Here is a 17,742-nt window from a genome sequence, read left to right as displayed (position 1 = left end):
GTAAAGGTTTTGTGAAGCCCCGTCTCTTTCGCTCGTTTTACTTCTCTTCTAGCTTCGCCTTCTCTGCCTCAAAGCGTGCTTTTTCCTTCGCCTTACGCGCATCCAGCTCTGCCTGGAAGCGCTCGAGCTCTTCCTGAACAGCCTCCACTGGAATCTTCGCAAAGATAGGGGTCGGCTTCGCTATGGCAGTACCTGCCACGAGTGGCTCGCGCTGCCATGGGTGCACATTCTCACCGAGCGTATACGTGCCCGTGATGATAGGGTACGAGAAGTCTGGGTCATCCAGATCCGTCACTTCTTCGATGTGAGGAAGTGGAGAGAACGTACCCGTGCCTCCGAGAGTCTCCCAGACCTTCTGTGCAGAGTGTGGCAGGTATGGTGCCAGCAGGACGTTTATATCCATCACTGCCTGAGCAGCCGTGTAGAGAACGACGCCGAGACGCTCTGGGTCATCCTTAATCTTCCATGGCTCCATATCCGAAATGTACTTATTCACTTCACCTGCCAGACGCATAGCCTCATTCAGGCCAGCCTTCTGACGGTGGTTATGAATAAGCGTGCCCACAGTCTCGAAGCCCGCCTGAGTCGTGGCGAGGAGGTCACGCTCGCGATCGGTGAATTGACCTTCCGAAACAGCAGGAATCTCGCCGAAGTTCTTATGCAGAAGCGAGGCCACGCGGTTCACGAGGTTCCCCCAGCCGGACACCAGCTCGTCGTTATTATGACGCACGAACTGCTCCCAGGTGAAGTCCGAATCCGAGGTCTCCGGGCCGGCCACAGAAATGTAGTAGCGCACGGCGTCCACCTGGTAGCGCGCGAGGATGTCCTTCACATAGATGACGATGCCACGCGACGAGCTGAACTTGCGGCCTTCCATGGACAGGAACTCCGAGGAAACGACCTCCGTAGGCAGGTTCAGCGCGCCGAGGTCTCCCGGCTGGCCGGACTTATCCCCAGCACCGTTATATCCGAGCATCTCCGAAGGCCAGATCTGAGAGTGGAAAGTAATGTTATCCTTACCCATGAAGTAGTAGCTGAGAGCTTCAGGGTCATTCCACCACTTGCGCCACGCATCATCATCCCCACTGCGGCGAGCCCACTCGATGGATGCGCTCAAGTATCCTATGACAGCGTCGAACCAGACATAGAGCTTCTTATTCGGATTATCTATCCAGCCATCCACAGGCACAGGGATACCCCAGTCGATGTCACGCGTAATGGCGCGTGGCTTCACCTCGTTAAAGAGGCCTATAGAGAAGTTAATGACGTTCGTGCGCCATCCCTCACGGCTCTTCAGCCACGCGAGGTTCGCCTCAGCGAGAGCTGGAAGGTCGAGGAAGAAGTGCTCGGTCTCTTCGAAGCGTGGGGTCTCACCGTTAATCTTCGAGACTGGATTCTTCAGGTCTATAGGATCCAGCTCGTTACCGCAGTTATCGCACTGGTCACCGCGAGCACCGTCATATCCGCAGATAGGGCAGGTGCCTTCGATGTAGCGGTCTGGAAGTGTACGGCCTGTGGACGGGGAGATGGCCACCATCTGCGTGCCCTTATAAATGTATCCATTCTTCAGGCACTGCGTAAACATATCCTGCACCACGTGCTCATGGTTCTTCGTGGTGGTACGCGTAAAGAGGTCATAGCTCAGGCCCAGATCACACAGATCCTTCGAGATGACACGGTTATAGCGGTTCGACAGCTCCTGCGCCGTCACACCCTCGGCATCCGCCTGCACGAGGATAGGGGTGCCGTGTTCATCGGTTCCGGACACCATGAGAACATCGTTCCCCGCCATGCGCTCATAGCGCGCATACACGTCCGAAGGAACACCGAAACCCGCCACATGACCGATGTGGCGTGGACCGTTGGCATAAGGCCAAGCTACTGCTACTAATACATGACTCATGCTCTCGATTATCCCTAAGCGAGCCGACATTAAGGGCTTTATATGGAAGTTATCCACGAGCCTCGGCGTTTTTTCACATCCTTGCACATCCGTCCACATCAGCCCTTTGTGAGCAGATGTGGATACGTGCTCATCTTATCCACAATGACACGGTTATCCACAGCTCTCTTTCACTCGATTTTCCCTCTCCGTCGAAGTGGGATAAGGTATCCGCATGACTGAATCACTGATGCTTCCTCAGGGCGAAGCCATGCCTCAAGCAGCTCTCGAACTCGAAAGCGAAAACGCACATGCCAGCCGCCTAAAGACAGAGCCAAAGCCAGACCATGCTGCGAATACCACACTGAGCGCGCACACGTACCGCCAGCTCGGCGAGCTCTCACGCCTCAGTGAAAGCCAGCACATCCGTACGGCTAGGGAAGATGCACGGCTACGTGATGCGACGAGCATCGTGGAATTCGACGAGTCGAGCACCACACCCGCCTCTTTCGCTCAGAATCAGGTAACGAGCGACGACGTACTGAATATCCTCGAGCCTCCCGTACAGCGCAGTCCACTCGTGCGTGCGTGTGATTTCCCCGGCCCCATGTGTCTGACGCATCTGGCTCTCGCACACATTCTCACACCGCTAGGAGAAGGCACCTACTACCTCTCACGTTTTAATGACACGATAGAGCTGAGAGCACGCGTCGTGCGTGAGATTATCCCCTTCGGATCCATAGCATCCGGCATGCTCGCTGCCTGGATATGGCTCGGAGGAGCATTCCCGGACCATATAGACATAGCACGGGATAACCACTACCGCTCTATCCTCTTCGGACGCGATGTACGCGTGACCACGCGGCAAATCCACAGTTCATTCCTCGTGGATTTTTCGCACTTCCTCACCACGACTCCTCTGCGCACAGTCTGTGATCTCGCGTGTAGCGAGGATACGCGCGCGTCACCCGCTCACATCAGCGCAGTCATATCCCAGCTCATTATGGAGTTTCGCATTACTGAGCATGAGTGTCTCGAGCTTCTGCGCAGTAATACGCGTCAGCCACGGTATACGCGAGGTATGAATCTTATTCTGCGCGTTTTCGCTGCTATCCAGCGAGAGACGCTCGCTCACGCCACGCGAGCGGAGTCCACCGCGTCCCAGTCTGCGCTCGATGAGGCGACAGCAGAAGCGAAGGAGTTTAGTCATGACAGCCTCACGCTTGCCTAGGTTTTACCCCGGCAGTCCGCCGCCTCGTCCCCCGCTTATACTCACGCCTCGCGTGGCTACTGATCCTGCGACGAGCGAGAAAGTCCTGTGGTTTATAGCGCGCCACATCCCCGAACTACGCTTCTGGCTCGTGGCGAACGAAAGCGCGAGTCCGGCGCTGCTCGAGTATATATCCCAGGCCGGTGGCCCACGCGTAAAGGAGGCATTCCATGTTCTGTTTAGCGCTCTAGAAGGCTAGACCGCTTACTCCTTCATGCTCAGCACGCACGCGTAGACGTCTTTGCGCGAGACGAGTGAGCCGTCGGGCAGCGGATGCTCGGATACCACCTGTGTGATGGCGTCCTTTATGCGCATGCCTTCTTTTCGAGCTATGGAGAGAGCTTTTTCTGCCAATTCTTCCACACTCAAAACGGCCCCTCCCGCAGCTTGAACCGCCTCCTGTTCGGATGCTCCCGCGATGACGAGGACTATCTCGCCACGAGGAGGATCATTCACCACGCCTTCGAGGATATCCCCTATGCTTCCGCGGCGTACTTCTTCGAAGTCTTTCGTCAGCTCACGAGCCAGAGCCATAAGGCGATTTTCTCCGAAAACCTCCGCGAGGTCGCGCATCGTCTCTTCGATGCGATGTGGCGTCTCATAGAGGACGATAGTCCTCATCTCGCCCGAGAGCATACGTAGCTTCTTCACACGGTCCGCATGCTTACGTGGCACGAAGCCTTCATAACAGAAGCGGTCCGTAGGCAGGCCAGACAGGGCGAGCGCGTCCAGCACAGCAGACGGGCCAGGCGCACATGTCACAGGAAGTCCACGCTCTATGGCGCGGCGGACTATGGCTAAGCCTGGATCATTAATAGTAGGCATACCCGCATCCGAGACGACCAGCACCGTAGCTCCCGACTCGACCTCGTCGAGCAGAGGGTCCGCCTTACCACGCTCATTATGGTCGTGGTACGCTACCACGCGCCCGGAAACGTGCACGTCCAGCCTGCGCGCGAGGTCATAGAGGCGGCGAGTGTCCTCCGCCGCCACGATGTCTGCCTCCTCAAGCAGACGCACGAGACGCGCTGACGCATCCTCAGTATTCCCTATAGGCGTGGCAGCCAGAACGACCCGGCCAGAAAAAGCAGTCACATCTTCACTAGTCATATGTCTAGCGTACTACCACGCGTACTACTAGCCGCACGCTCGTTTATGGGGAAAATGTTCACATTCTCTTCTTTTCCTTACCCTCGTTCGCCCGCGTGCTTTACACTGAAAGTACATTTCATCTACAGGCCCCCTCATACAGGACCTAGGAGAATCATGGGAATCATTAATTTCTTTATCGAGCTTTTGAAGAATCCACGCGCGGCCATAGCCGGATGGATAGCCATGGGACTGGCGCCTACATACGCGTTCATCTTCCTTATCATCTTCGTGGAAACGGGCGTAGTCTTTATGCCGTTCCTTCCAGGAGACTCTCTGCTCTTCGCAGCTGGTTACTTTGCGGCGGACCATAACGTGGGCGGCGGCATGTCCCTGTTTATTCTGCTGCCTATCGTATGGATAGCGCCTATTCTGGGCGATCAGTGTAATTACTTCATCGGTCACTTCTTCGGACGCCGCATCGTGGAGTCTGGAAAAGTGAAAGCTATGACTCCTGAGCGCATCGCGAAGACCGAAGCCATGATAGAAAAGTGGGGACCTCTGGCAGTATTCCTCGGGCGCTTCTTCCCGTTCATCCGTACTTTCATGCCATTTATTTCTGGACTTTCCGGCATGAGCTGGAAGCGCTTCACTCCGTTCAGCATCTTCGGCGGACTCGTGTGGAGCTCCCTGTTCACGCTGCTCGGCTACTTCTTCGGTGGGATTCCATTCGTACAGACGCACTTCGAGCTGGTCATCGTGGCCATCCTGCTCGTCTCGCTCGCCCCTACACTGGTAGCTGCCGTACGCGGACTACTGAACCGTAAGAAGAAAAATTAAGACACGACTTGCATAGATGGCGTTACGCGTGTATATAATATAACTCGCGTAACGCATTCGGGGCTATAGCGCAGTTGGTAGCGCGTTTCGTTCGCATCGAAAAGGTCGGGGGTTCGACTCCCCCTAGCTCCACTTGAGGTTCGCCCATTCATTCCACCGGGCGGACCTCTTTTACTTTTTCAGAACGGCAGTTGTATTCAGAGCGTTATGTGTAAGTCATCTCATTTTCGTAGCTCAACGGAGCAAAATCTCACTCAAACTGAGATGACTTACACATAACGCCCCACATCACGTCATTATTTCCCGCGCACAGACCTCACGCCCTGCCATAGCAGTACCACGAGTATGACCACAGCAGCGAGCAACCCCACGAGGGATCCTGCAAACAGCAGTCCTATGTACAGCGCAGCAGCTCCGAGCGCGACCACTCCATAGTGGTACCACGCGGATTGGCGCGGCCTGAGCACCCAGGCACTGACGACGAGGTCCGCGCTGGCAGCGATTCCAGCCCCAGTGACGAGCAATGGCATGAGCACTGCGAGCGCGAGGAGCACCCACCCCAGAACCGTCAGAGACCAGAATGTGCGCGCATCAGCACGGTAGCGCATGCGTGCCTGGCACTGCGCGTAGACCTTATTCACGTGCCGCAGCGTATCTGTATCCATGACATTATGCGCGAAGACGATGTCGGAGAGTTTATCTGCTTCGGCATATTTCTCTGCCCAGGCCTGCCGCAGTGCAGCATCCCGCTCCGTGCGCACATGCGTAGAAGCGAGGACGAGAAAGTCGAGCAGCTCATCAGGTCGGGACGGGACGACGAGACTCGTTATTTCGGATGCAGACGTCATGAAGATCCCCTCTACTTCCCGAGGAATCCGGCTATGTCCTCGAGGGTGAGGCCAGTGTAGTCGCGGATGAATTGGGAAGCGAGGCCGAGCTCACGCGCATCGATGCTCGAATACCCAGTCACGGACACCCAGGACGCGCCAGACGCACCCGCCGCGGTCAGCCCCGGCACGGAATCTTCGAAAATAAGGCAGTCCGCGATGTCCACACCCAGCTGAGAAGCCGCGTACAGATACGGCTGCGGGCTCGGCTTATGCTCCACGGGCGTCTCGTTACAGACGTACCCAGCGAAAGCTCCCGCCGGCGCCTGCTCGACGAGGTTCCGCGCCATAGGCTTCGGCGAACTCGTCACGAGGTACTGCGGAACGCCCGCGTCACGCAGCATCTCAAGAACACTATACACGCCATTCGTCCACGGAAGCGCCTCCACTTCCTTCCGGTACACGTACGCGACCATAAAATCGATAACGTCCTGCGCACTCATGCCCGGAACGCCCGCCTGCTTCAGCATGAAGTCCGCCACGAAAGCCAAAGAGCTCCCCTGCAGCGTCCCCGCGACCTCAGGATCCCAGACCTTTCCCGCGCGCGCGAGAAGCTGCGCCTCGCTTTCACCCCAGTACGGCTCGGAGTTAATGAGAGTTCCGTCCATGTCCCACAGGACGGCGGCAGGCAGGCGGTCCGACTGCTTCACCGTGCCGTCCGCGTTCCCGTCCGCGTTCGCCCTGCCGTCCGCCAGACCGCCCTGTAACTCAGAATTAGCCATTTTTATTCCCTTATTTCTCGACAAATTTTTATTTTCGCCACGAACGATAATACTGTATTCCCCGCGAAATTAGGGCAGAGGGCATGGAAGACTAAAGATTAGGACAGCGCACTACGCCTGTCGAGATACACACAGACACACACCCAGTACACGATACTGACTAGATAAAGGAGTTTCATCATGGCTAAGATTCTCATGGTTCTCGGTTCCCTGCATAAGAATGGTTTCCAGGAGCAGCTCGCGAAGGAGATCGAAAAGCAGATCGGCGACCGCGCTGAAGTGTCCTTCCTTGATTACAAGGACGTTCCATTCATGAACCAGGACATCGAGTTCCCAGCCCCAGCGTCCGTAGAAGCTGCTCGTGAGGCATTCAAGGCTGCTGATGGCGTATGGTTCGTCACCCCTGTGTATAACCACACCACGTCCCCTCTGACTCTGAACCTGCTCGACTGGCTCTCCCGCCCACTCGAGGTGAACGTGCGTGAGACCGCTGTGTCGAACGGCGTGAAGGTGACCTTCTCCTCTGCTTCTGCTCCTGGCGCTTACACCGAGATGTTCGCTGATGTCGTGAAGCTCGCGAACCAGATAGGCATGGACGTGCTCGACGCTCCTCTGTTCGGCCACGGCCTGACCGGCGAGTGGATGACCGGTGAGCTGGCTCTGGATGAGGCTGCACACGAGGCTATCGAAGCGCAGATTACTGCTTTCCTCGCTAAGATCGCCGAGTAAGGCTTCGTAGCTTTTCGCTTTTATCGTTCGGCCGCGCGTTTTCCGTTTTTTCGGGACGCGCGGCCAATTTTCGTATTATGGAGGTTTTCAGTCCGGGTGGCTGCTGGATGAAGAATGATCTGTTATGCGTTTATGCGCACACAGCACTTACTTCATGCGCACGCGCACCTTAATGGCCTTACGCTCATCCATAGCCTTGTATCCCTCGGCAATGTCCTCGAGGTCCACGGTCTTCGTGAAGACCTTACCTGGATGAATCTCACCCTTATAAATGAGGTCCACAAACTCTGGCAGGTACTTGCGCACTGGAGCCGGGCCACCCATGAGGTGAACTTCGCTGAAGAAGAGCTGTCCACCGTCGAGCTGAACGCCGTGAGCCACGCCCACGTATCCCACATATCCGCCAGGGCGGCATGCGCTGATGGCCTGCATCATGGATTCCTGCGTGCCCACGGCTTCGATGACACCATCTGCGCCTACTCCGCCGGTCATCTCCTTAATCTTCGCTACGCCAGCTTCACCGCGTTCTTCTACGATGTCCGTAGCGCCGAATTCCTTCGCCAGAGCCTGACGGTCAGCGTGACGGCTCATGGCGATGATGCGCTCTGCACCCAGCTGCTTCGCAGCCAGCACAGCGCTCAGACCTACAGCACCGTCACCCACGACCACGATGGTCTTTCCAGGACCAGCCTGAGCTTCGTCCGCTGCGAACCAGCCAGTTCCCAGCACATCCGAGGCTGCAGTGAGGTCTGCGAGCTGCTCTTCCGTAGGCTCGCCAGGCATGACCACGAGAGTACCGTCTGCCTGCGGAATGCGCACATATTCTGCCTGTGCAGCGCCCACGAAACCGCCGTGCATGCAGCGGCTCGGGTAGCCCGCTTCACACACTGGGCAGGTATTATCCGAAAGGCAGAAGCTACCGATGACGTAGTCACCCACCTTCACATTTTCGACGGATGCGCCCACTTCTTCCACGATGCCCACATACTCGTGGCCCATGGTGCGTGGGCCGTTCTGCTCGCCTTCCAGACCGCGGTATGGCCACAGATCCGAACCACACACGCAGGTGGAGATGACCTTCAGGACAGCGTCCGTCGAGTCCACGACGCGTGGCTTCTCGGCTTCTTCCACGCGTACATCGCCTGGACCGTACATGAATGTCGCTTTCATACGATTATCCTCTTTTCTGTATCAAGTCGTTTCCATTATAAAAGAGCCGTGCGTTCTCTCGGAGCGAATATATCCAGAACGCGAAAATTGGACAGCGAAAAGACCGCCGTTCGTCCACTGAGCGGTGCTAGACTGGGCATATCTTTTATTATGACCAATTCTCCCTTTAGCGACGCCTGTGGTAGTGGGAAAATTGGCCTTCAGAAACGAGACAGAGAGGAGAGAAATGGCGCATTCGAACACTCACACACCAGCGGACAGCCGCGAAAATCTCGATGCACGCGAACGCGCGGCGCTCGACCAGGCCGAGCTCGCCATGCGGCATCTCGAGGAAAATAACGGGTACGGGGACGGCGACGGCTCTACGCGCGACTACCTGGTTCTGTTTAAAAGCCTACGCGAGTATAAGGCGGCGGCCATCGCCACGCCTATCTTCGTGGGACTCGAAGCCGTCTTCGAAGTGCTCATCCCTACCATGATGGCCTTCCTCATCGACGACGGTCTGACGAAGCAGGACATCTCTGCAGTCTGGAAGTGGGGCGGCATTCTGCTCGCAGTATCGCTCGCCTCGCTCGCTTTCGGCATCATCGCCGGACGCACGGCAGCGCGCGCAGCTACAGGTCTGTCGCGAAACCTCAGGCATGACATGTTCGAGAAGGTGCAGAACTTCTCCTTTACGAACATCGACCGTTTCTCGTCCGGATCGCTCGTCACGCGTCTGACCACAGACATTACGAACGTGCAGAACTCCTTCCAGATGCTCATCCGCGTGGCTTTCCGCGCCCCACTGATGGTCATCTTCGCCTGGTTCTTCACCTTCCGCACGAGCCCGAGCATCTCGCTGGTCTACCTCATCCTTATTCCTGTGGTGGGCGGCACTCTCATAGCCATCGCCGCGAGCGTGCACCCTATCTTCGTGCGTGTCTTCCGCATCTATGACCGCTTGAACTCGAATGTGGAAGAGAACCTCCACGGCGTGCGCGTGGTGAAGTCCTTCACCCGCGAAGAGCATGAGAATACGAAGTTTACGTACATCTCCCAGGCCATTTATAACTTCTTCGTGAAGGCTGAAATGCGCCTGACCTTCTTTAACCCAGTGCTCACGGGCGCCATTTACGTGGCCATGCTCGTGCTCAGCTGGATGGCTTCTCAGCAGATCGTCGCCTCGGGGAATAACGCGGCTCTCGGCCTGACCACGGGTGACTTCACGTCCCTGATCACCTACACGCTGCAGATTATGATGGCGCTCATGATGGTCTCCTTCGTGTTCATCATGATCATCATCTCTCGCGCATCGGCGAGCCGTATCGCCGCAGTGCTGACCGAAGAGTCCACGGTGACCACGCCAGAAAACGCCCTCACTGAAGTGGCAGATGTCTCCATCCGCTTTAAGGATGTCTCCTTCCGCTACTCGGAAGGCTCGGAAAAGGATGTGCTCTCGCACATCGACCTCGACATCCCATCGGGCTCTACCGTGGGCATCGTGGGCGGAACGGGTTCGGCGAAGTCCTCGCTCGTCCAGCTCATCCCACGCCTGTATGATGCCACGGAAGGCTCCGTGCGTGTGGGCGGCCGCGACGTGCGTAACTATGACCTCGACGTTCTGCGTAACGAAGTGGGCATGGTGCTGCAGAAGAATATCCTCTTTAGCGGAACCATCGCGGAGAACCTGCGCTGGGGTAACCCTACTGCCACGGACGAGGAAATCCGCCACGCAGCGAAGCTCGCCTGCGCAGACGAGTTCATCGACCAGTTCCCAGACGGATATGAGTCGCGCGTGGAGCAGGGCGGTTCGAACTTCTCCGGCGGTCAGAAGCAGCGTCTGTGCATAGCGCGCGCACTGCTGAAGAAGCCGAAGGTGCTCATTCTGGATGACTCCACGTCTGCAGTGGACACGAAGACGGATGCCAGCATCCGTACCGCTTTCGCGCAGGAGATCCCCGATACTACGAAGATCATCATAGCCCAGCGCATTAGCTCGGTAGAGCATGCCGACCAGATCATCGTCATGGATAATGGCCACATTCTGGATCATGGCACGCACGAGCAGCTTATGGAAACCTGCGAGGAGTACCGCTCCATCGCCCAGTCTCAGGCAAAGGGAGGTGCCATCGATGAGTAAGACGAGTAAGACCAGTACAAAGCGCGAAGGTCTCGCAGGACGTGATGGTCGCGAAGGACGTGACGAACATAAAGGACGCGAAGGCGCCGCTCCAGGCACGCTCAAGCGCCTGCTGAAGATTCTCGCTGAGGGGAACGGACTGGCCCTGTCCGCCGTCCTCGTGTGCATCATCATCACCGCTATAGCGAACGCGAGCATGGCTCTGTTCGTGCAGACGCTCATCGATAACTACATCATGCCGCTCATCGGCCAGGTGAACCCTGACTTCGTGCCACTGGCACAGATGCTCAGCATGATGGCACTCGTCTTCGCAGCGGGCGTCATTTCGAACCTCATCTATGCACGCATCCTCGTGAAGATAGAGCAGGGTACGCTGAAGAAGATCCGCGACACCATGTTCGAGCACATGCAGAAACTGCCTGTCCGCTTCTTCGACACGCACCAGCATGGTGACATCATGAGCTTCTACACGAATGATACGGACGTGCTGCGCCAGGCCATCTCGCAGTCTCTGCCAGCCGTCTTCTCCTCGCTCGTGTCCATGCTCGCCGCCCTGGTAGCCATGTTCTACCTGAGTGTGCCGTTCGCGCTGGGAACGCTCGTATATACGGCTCTTATCGTGCTCGTTATCCGTTTCATTACGTCCACTTCCGGCCGCTTCTTCGTCAAGCAGCAGAAGGCGCTCGGCGAAGTAAACGGTTTCATCGAAGAGGCGATTAACGGCCAGAAGGTCATTAAGGTCTTTACGCATGAAGAAGCGACGCAGAAGCAGTTCGACGAGGAGAACGATAAGCTCTTCCACTCAGCTCTCGTGGCGAATTCGTACGGTAACGTGACTATGCCGGTCGTGGGTAACCTCGGCTACCTGCTGTACGTCATCATCGCCCTCGTGGGCGCGTATGCGAGCCTGAACGCCTTCCCGAACTTCGGTCTGAACGGCTCGTCCGCGCTGACCATCGGTACGCTCGTGTCCTTCCTGACTCTGTCGCGTAGCTTCATTAACCCGATAGGCCAGATATCGAACGAGTTTACGATGATTATGCTCGCTCTGGCCGGCGCGTCGCGTATCTTCACGCTTCTGGATGAGCCAATTGAATCAGATCACGGAACGGTCACTCTCGTGAACGCGACGATGAAGGCAGACGGCACCATCACAGAAGCCTCCAAGCAGACGAATACGTGGGCATGGAAGGTCCCAGAAGACGTCCATCTGCGCGAAGACGTAGCGAAAGTCTACGAGGCCTCGCACGGCTCGCGCTCAGCCGTATCCAGCCGACCAGTGGACGCCGCGCACTCTACAGCTCTGACTGAACTCGTGGGCAGCATCTCAGCCGAAAGCACACAGTCGCGTAATGCCATGCAGGGCGCGGATGCACGCGCGTCTCAGGATGCGCGCGACTCTCGCTCCTCTGCCTACCGCTACTCGCTCGTACGCGGAGACATCCGCTTCACGAATGTGGACTTCAGCTATAACCCAGAGCGTGAAATCCTCCACGACATCACGCTGTACGCAGAGCCGGGCCAGAAGGTGGCTCTCGTGGGCGCGACGGGTGCCGGTAAGACCACCATCACGAACCTCGTGAACCGCTTCTACGACATCCGCTCCGGCGAGATCCTCTACGATGGCATCGACATCGCGGACATTAATAAGACCGACCTGCGCCGAAGCCTGGGCGTAGTGCTGCAGGACGTAAACCTTTTCACGGGTACCGTCATGGATAACATCCGCTACGGTAAGCTCGACGCTACAGACGACGAGTGCATCGACGCGGCGAAACTGGCAAACGCAGACGGCTTCATCCGCATGCTTCCACAGGGATACGACACCGTGCTCTCCGGAGACGGCAGCGGCCTGTCCCAGGGACAGCGTCAGCTTATCTCCATCGCCCGCGCTGCAGTGGCAGATCCTCCAGTGATGATCCTCGACGAAGCTACCTCCTCCATCGATACACGTACCGAGGAAATAGTTCAGGCTGGTATGGATGCGCTTATGGAAGGCCGCACGGTCTTCGTCATCGCGCACCGCCTGTCTACAGTACGCAACTCCGATGTGATTATGGTTATGGATCACGGACGCATCATAGAGCGTGGAAACCATGAGCAGCTCATAGCCCAGAAAGGTCAGTACTACCAGCTGTACACGGGAGCGTTCGAGCTCGAGTAGTGTAGGTCTGTAGTGTAGGTCTGGTGGGAAAGGCCGGGGACCGAGGCCGAGGCCGGGTGTCGTGCATGTGCGCGACGCCCGGCTTTTTGCTTTGTGTGTGTGGGGGGGGGAGGTGGGCGTCGGGAGGCGAGGCAGGATGCGTTGTGTGTAAATCGTCTCACGCGCGACGCTCGAGACCGGAAAAATCCTAAAAAGTGGGTGCAGAAGTGAGATGATTTACACACAACGCGCGGTGCTCGACTGCTTTCAGTCACTTTTGGGCTAATCCCGACGTCTTCTCCGAGGTAGCTCGGCACTTTAGGGCTAATCCCGACGCCCGACCTCGCCACCCACGCAGACCCCCACCACGAAAACCCAGCATTTAAGCCAATCTGCAGATTCCGACCCCAGCCGACCGGGGGCGCGCGTCGGGATTAGCCCTAAAGTGCACGAAGCCAGAAAAGCGACCGTCGGAATAGGCCCGAAAGTGCGCGTGCGGCCCGCTCAGGATGCTCTGGCTGAGGGAAGGGGATGCGTTGTGTGTAAATCGTCTCACGCGCGACGCTCGAGACCGGAAAAATCCTAAAAAGTGGGGGCAGAAGTGAGATGATTTACACACAACGCGCGGTGCTCGACTGCTTTCAGTCACTTTAGGGCTCATCCCCCCGCCCCGCCAGAGCGAAAATTGCCCCACGCGCCACACCCGCGCACCCCGCCCACGAACGCACAAAAAAGGAGAGCGTACACGGACGACCCGCGCGCGCTCCCCAAACCAAAGCAAAAAGCCAGAAAACCCAGCCTTACTTCTGCCAGCCCACGTTCTCCGGCAGCGTGGTCTTAAAGCCGGACGGACCCCAGTTCGCCAGACCCTTCGTCACAGCCGTAAACTTCGGCGAGATGCTGATAGGAATGGAGCCGAACAGCTTCAAAGCAGCCTTTTCCGCCTTATTTGCAGCCTTCACAGCCTCGAGCTGATCTGGAATGGTTCCTGGAACCTGAGCCAGCTTATCCACCTCATCACTGCCGATGAAGGAGTAGTTGCTCTCGGACTTCGAGCCGTACAGCTGCGTAATGTTCACCTGGCCCCATGGCGAGTTCGACTGCCAGGCCATAGGAAGTACTTCGTAGTCGCCATTATTCACGGTATCCGAGAACTTCGAACCGTCGCGGTTTTCGAGCGTTACCTTAATGCCCGCAGCCTTCATCATCTGAGCGAAAGCCTTCGCCATATTCGTCTGAACGGCGGAGTCGCTGAAGTAGGTGTAGCGGATGTCGAGAGTCTTTCCGCCCTTCGCGTAGTAGCCGTCCGAACCCATCTTATATCCGTCTGATTCGAGGGTAGCCTTCGCGCCCTTCGTATCTACCTTCTTCGCCTCTTCTGGAAGATTATTCTCATAGCCTTCTTCGTAGACTGGGAAGACTTCCGAGCCTGGCTCTTCTGGCGTCCAGTTCAGGCCCTGGAAACGAACCTTATTCATGGTCTCGCGGTCGAAGGCCTGGACCACGGCCTTACGCACAGCGTCATCCTTCAGGTGCTCGCTCTTACCATTCAGCATATAGACGGCCACAGCGTTATCGTAGCCGAGGCGGATCTGAATGTCCTTGCGGGACTTCACGGTCTGGAGGGTGTTATTATTCGAGAAGTCGGTAGCGTCGAGCTCGCCGTTCTTAAAGGCGTTTACTTCTGCGGTGGCCTCCATGTACTTCACGACCACCTTATCCAGCTTTGGCTTGTTACCCCACCACTTTTCGTTCCGCACGAAAGTGACAGAATCCTTATCCGCAGACTGCACGGTGAATGGGCCAGCGCCCCACTCAGGGTGTGGGTTATCTATCCAGCCATTCGTGTACGTGTTCGCATCCAGCGCCTGTGGAGGATACAGGCTCGTAAACAGGCTCTCCCATGGGTAGAATGGCTGCTTAAAGGTGACCACTGCTTCCTTCGCAGTAGCGCCCTGAGTGACGGACTCGATATCTTCGAAACCTTCCGTAGACGCTGGCGAGTAGTTCGCATCCTGGCCGTTCATGACCTTCCACGTGGACTCGAAAGCAGTCCAGTCGAAGTCTGTGCCGTCATTCCACTTCGCCTGGTCGTTCAGGGTGAACTTAATGGTCAGAGGATTCTCACTGGTCTTCTCCACCTTCGTGATGTAATCCTTATTCCACGTGAGGTTACCCTTCAAGTCGAGCGTGGCTACCTGTGGCATGTACCAGCTCCACAGCATGGACATGTAGCCGGTATTACCTTCCACAGACATGGAGTTCCAGTTCGGCGTGTAGGTGGTGGCTATGTTCAGCGTGCCGCCGTCCTTCACGTTATCGCGGTCCTGCGTATTATCGTAGGCCTTCGTCTTCGACGGCATAGGGTATGCGCCCTTATAATCCGCCTCGAAGCCGGATGCTGGCTCTTCAGCACCCTCTGCCTGGTTCGCTCCGTTTGATCCTGCACCGCATCCAGCCAGCGCCAGTGCGAGCGCGGTTACAGCTGCGGTGGATGAGATGAGTTTCTTCCATCCTAACTCTCTCATATCTCTCCTTTTCTCGTGATTCTTCCTCTGCTTCGTCAGCAAGACTCACTCTCGTGTGCGCTCACGGATGCAGAGAGCTATAGCGACTCGTGGTCGCGTAAGCTCGTACGTGCGTAAGCTCGCAGTCACCCACTCGGGCAGTTCTCGCATCCGAGTGAAGAATCTTTGTTCTATTATGAGAAATCTTCTCTCTTATGCCACGTTAGTCCAGTGGCACGCTACTATGCGGTCGGTGTTTCGCTCTGTGGACAGAGAATCTGCAAATCCTGCAGACACAGCGCCCTCAGACCCTGCAGCGCCACCCACGAGGGATGGACGCTGCGTATCACACACACGCTTTTGCTCCTCGCTCAGCTGCTTATACAGCGGGCAGCGAGAGGCGAACGCACAGCCTTCTATCTTTTCCGTAGGGCTCGGCAAGTCCCCGTCGAGGATGATGCGCTCACGCTGGCGCTCATACTCCGGGTCTGGCACCGGTACTGCGCTGAGCAGTGCCTTCGTGTACGGGTGCTGCGGATGATCGAAGACCTCATCCACATCTCCCGCTTCGACGATGTGCCCCAGATACATGACGGCCACACGCGAGGCGAGATGCCGCACTACGGACAGGTTATGCGCGACGAAGAGGTACGCCACGCCGAGTTTATTCTGCAAATCTTCCAGCAGATTCAGCACACCGGCCTGAATGGACACATCCAGTGCGGATACTGGCTCATCGAGCAGGATGAGACGCGGGTTTACTGCGAGCGCACGCGCTATGGCTATGCGCTGGCGCTGCCCGCCCGAGAACTGGTTCGGGAAGCGGTCCACCTGGTCCGGCTTGAGCCCCACGAGCTCCATGAGCTCGCCGATGCGCGTGTTAATCTCCTGCTTGCTCATGCCGAGCACTTTCAGCGGTTCGGCGAGAATGTCATAGATAGGCAAGCGTGGATCCAGCGAGCTCATAGGGTCTTGGAAGACATACTGCACCTTCTCGTGGAGCATCTGGCGCTCTTTACGACTCATTTTCGCCGCCACGTCTGTGCCGAAAAGCTCGATGCTCCCCTGCTCCGGTGCGGCCAGATTCATAACCTGCAGCAGCGTGGTGGACTTACCCGAGCCCGACTCGCCCACGAGGGCCACAGTCTCGCCTTCACGGATATCCAGGCTCACGTCATTTACGGCATACACCGTACCCACGCGCCTGCGCAGGAATCCGCCGCCACTGACGCTGAAGGTCTTGGTGAGGTGTTCCACGTTCAGCACCATCTGACGCTGCTCGCGCGGCACATCCGCGAAGATGGATGGGATGGATTCTTCCATGCCATAGACGTCGCGGAAGGTCATGTGCTGGGCGAGGATTTCGCCCGCGCGATAGCACGCGACGCGATGCGCCTGTGCGGTCTCGGAGCCCACGCCCAGCTCCCCTATCTCTTCCATCTGCGGCTCGCCCGCACGGCATATATCCGCGGCCATAGGGCAGCGATCCGCGAAGGAACAGCCTTCTGGCAGGTTCACGAGGTTCGTCGGCGAGCCTGGGATAGGCACGAGTCGAGCATTTTTCGCCTGGTCCGGGCGTGGCACAGCGCCGAGCAGCCCCATGGTGTACGGCATGACAGGATGGGAGAAAATCTCCCCCACAGATGCATGCTCCACCGGCCGCCCTGCATACATGACGATGATGTCATCCGCGATGGATGCCACCACGCCGAGATCATGGGTGATGAAGATGAGCGCAGCGCCCGTTTCTTTCTGCGCGGTGCGCAGCACGTCGAGAATCTGCGCCTGAATGGTCACGTCCAGCGCAGTGGTCGGCTCGTCCGCTATGATGACGTCAGGATTATTCGCTATGGCCATCGCTATGACCACCCTCTGGCGCATACCGCCGGAGAAATGGTGCGGGAAGGCGTTCAGGCGCTGCTCGGCGTTCGGGATGCCCACGAGAGTGAGCAGCTCCACGCTGCGAGCGCGCACCTCGTCCTCGCTCATGTCTGGGTTATGCGTCACGAGTGCTTCACGCATCTGCTGGCCGATGGTATAGACCGGGGTGAGCGCGGAGAGCGGATCCTGGAAGATCATGGCTATGCGCTTGCCGCGCAGCTCGCTCATCTGAGCATCCGTCTTCTCGAGCAGGTTCTCGCCCTCGAAGTCTATGCGTCCTTCCACGTGTGCGTTCGAGTCCAGCAGCCCCATAATGGCCATGGAGGTGACCGATTTACCCGAGCCGGACTCGCCCACGATGCCGAGCGTCGTTCCACGCTTGAGGTCGAAGCTGATGCCGCGGACCGCGTGCACGGTTCCAGCTTCGGACGCGAAGTTTACGCGCAGGTCGTGTACGGACAGTATGGTGTCATGCGTTTTTCGAAAACCGTTCATCCTCG

The 17,742-nt window shown here is 57.3% G+C and carries 12 protein-coding genes, 1 tRNA gene and 1 pseudogene; 7 read left to right on the top strand and 7 right to left on the bottom strand.

What is annotated here, in order from left to right:
• Positions 1–37: 37 nt before the first annotated feature.
• Entirely contained in the window at positions 38–1,903 is a 1,866-nt protein-coding gene (gene metG / locus ALMA_RS00770; protein ID WP_094726175.1) for a methionine--tRNA ligase, read from the bottom strand.
• 214 nt (positions 1,904–2,117) lie between these two features.
• On the opposite strand from metG, the gene ALMA_RS00765 reads away from it, so the two are divergent.
• Positions 2,118–3,113 (top strand): hypothetical protein, encoded by a 996-nt coding sequence (locus ALMA_RS00765; RefSeq protein WP_094725964.1) that lies wholly within the window; start codon positions 2,118–2,120, stop codon positions 3,111–3,113.
• Positions 3,091–3,351 carry a variant leucine-rich repeat-containing protein gene (locus ALMA_RS00760; RefSeq protein WP_094725963.1) on the top strand — a complete coding sequence of 87 codons (261 nt, stop codon included), beginning with the start codon at positions 3,091–3,093 and terminating at the stop codon, positions 3,349–3,351. Before ALMA_RS00765 ends, ALMA_RS00760 begins: the two co-directional genes overlap by 23 nt.
• A 5-nt stretch (positions 3,352–3,356) precedes the next feature.
• On the opposite strand, the pseudogene rsmI reads toward ALMA_RS00760, so the two are convergent.
• A pseudogene (gene rsmI / locus ALMA_RS00755) lies at positions 3,357–4,247 on the bottom strand (16S rRNA (cytidine(1402)-2'-O)-methyltransferase); the annotation flags it as partial.
• A 171-nt stretch (positions 4,248–4,418) separates the two neighbouring features.
• On the opposite strand from rsmI, the gene ALMA_RS00750 reads away from it, so the two are divergent.
• Positions 4,419–5,081, top strand: coding sequence for a DedA family protein (locus tag ALMA_RS00750; protein WP_094725961.1), 663 nt, complete (start codon positions 4,419–4,421; stop codon positions 5,079–5,081).
• A gap of 59 nt (positions 5,082–5,140) precedes the next feature.
• Positions 5,141–5,213 (top strand) — tRNA-Ala (locus tag ALMA_RS00745).
• Between the two features lie 164 nt (positions 5,214–5,377).
• Here ALMA_RS00745 and ALMA_RS00740 read toward each other — a convergent pair.
• Complete coding sequence (locus ALMA_RS00740) at positions 5,378–5,929, bottom strand: hypothetical protein (protein ID WP_094725960.1); 552 nt, start codon at positions 5,927–5,929, stop codon at positions 5,378–5,380.
• An 11-nt stretch (positions 5,930–5,940) separates the two neighbouring features.
• The gene (locus tag ALMA_RS00735) at positions 5,941–6,690 is read right to left on the bottom strand and encodes an HAD family hydrolase (protein ID WP_094725959.1); all 750 of its coding nucleotides are present in this window, start codon (positions 6,688–6,690) and stop codon (positions 5,941–5,943) included.
• Positions 6,691–6,870: 180 nt separating this feature from the next.
• Here ALMA_RS00735 and ALMA_RS00730 point away from each other — a divergent pair, with 180 nt between their 5' ends.
• Complete coding sequence (locus tag ALMA_RS00730) at positions 6,871–7,419, top strand: NADPH-dependent FMN reductase (protein ID WP_094725958.1); 549 nt, start codon at positions 6,871–6,873, stop codon at positions 7,417–7,419.
• Between the two features lie 147 nt (positions 7,420–7,566).
• Here the strand turns inward: ALMA_RS00730 and ALMA_RS00725 are convergent, their stop codons facing one another.
• Positions 7,567–8,589: a zinc-dependent alcohol dehydrogenase family protein gene (locus ALMA_RS00725; protein WP_094725957.1), complete on the bottom strand. Its 1,023-nt coding sequence runs from the start codon at positions 8,587–8,589 to the stop codon at positions 7,567–7,569.
• Between the two features lie 226 nt (positions 8,590–8,815).
• On the opposite strand from ALMA_RS00725, the gene ALMA_RS00720 reads away from it, so the two are divergent.
• Both ALMA_RS00720 and ALMA_RS00715 read left to right on the top strand, forming a co-directional pair.
• Positions 8,816–10,711, top strand: a complete 1,896-nt coding sequence (locus ALMA_RS00720; RefSeq protein ID WP_094725956.1) for an ABC transporter ATP-binding protein — start codon at positions 8,816–8,818, stop codon at positions 10,709–10,711.
• Positions 10,704–12,875: an ABC transporter ATP-binding protein gene (locus ALMA_RS00715; protein ID WP_094725955.1), complete on the top strand. Its 2,172-nt coding sequence runs from the start codon at positions 10,704–10,706 to the stop codon at positions 12,873–12,875. Before ALMA_RS00720 ends, ALMA_RS00715 begins: the two co-directional genes overlap by 8 nt.
• Before the next feature lie 779 nt (positions 12,876–13,654).
• Here ALMA_RS00715 and ALMA_RS00710 read toward each other — a convergent pair.
• Positions 13,655–15,382 carry an ABC transporter family substrate-binding protein gene (locus tag ALMA_RS00710; protein ID WP_094725954.1) on the bottom strand — a complete coding sequence of 576 codons (1,728 nt, stop codon included), beginning with the start codon at positions 15,380–15,382 and terminating at the stop codon, positions 13,655–13,657.
• A 192-nt stretch (positions 15,383–15,574) separates the two neighbouring features.
• Complete coding sequence (locus ALMA_RS00705; RefSeq protein WP_094725953.1) at positions 15,575–17,737, bottom strand: ABC transporter ATP-binding protein; 2,163 nt, start codon at positions 17,735–17,737, stop codon at positions 15,575–15,577.
• Between the last annotated feature and the right edge of the window lie 5 nt (positions 17,738–17,742).

This window comes from Alloscardovia macacae, assembly GCF_002259705.1.
Taxonomy (GTDB): domain Bacteria; phylum Actinomycetota; class Actinomycetes; order Actinomycetales; family Bifidobacteriaceae; genus Alloscardovia; species Alloscardovia macacae.
The sequence above is the reverse complement of the archived record's forward strand: the minus strand, read 5'-3'. Positions and strand labels throughout refer to the sequence as shown.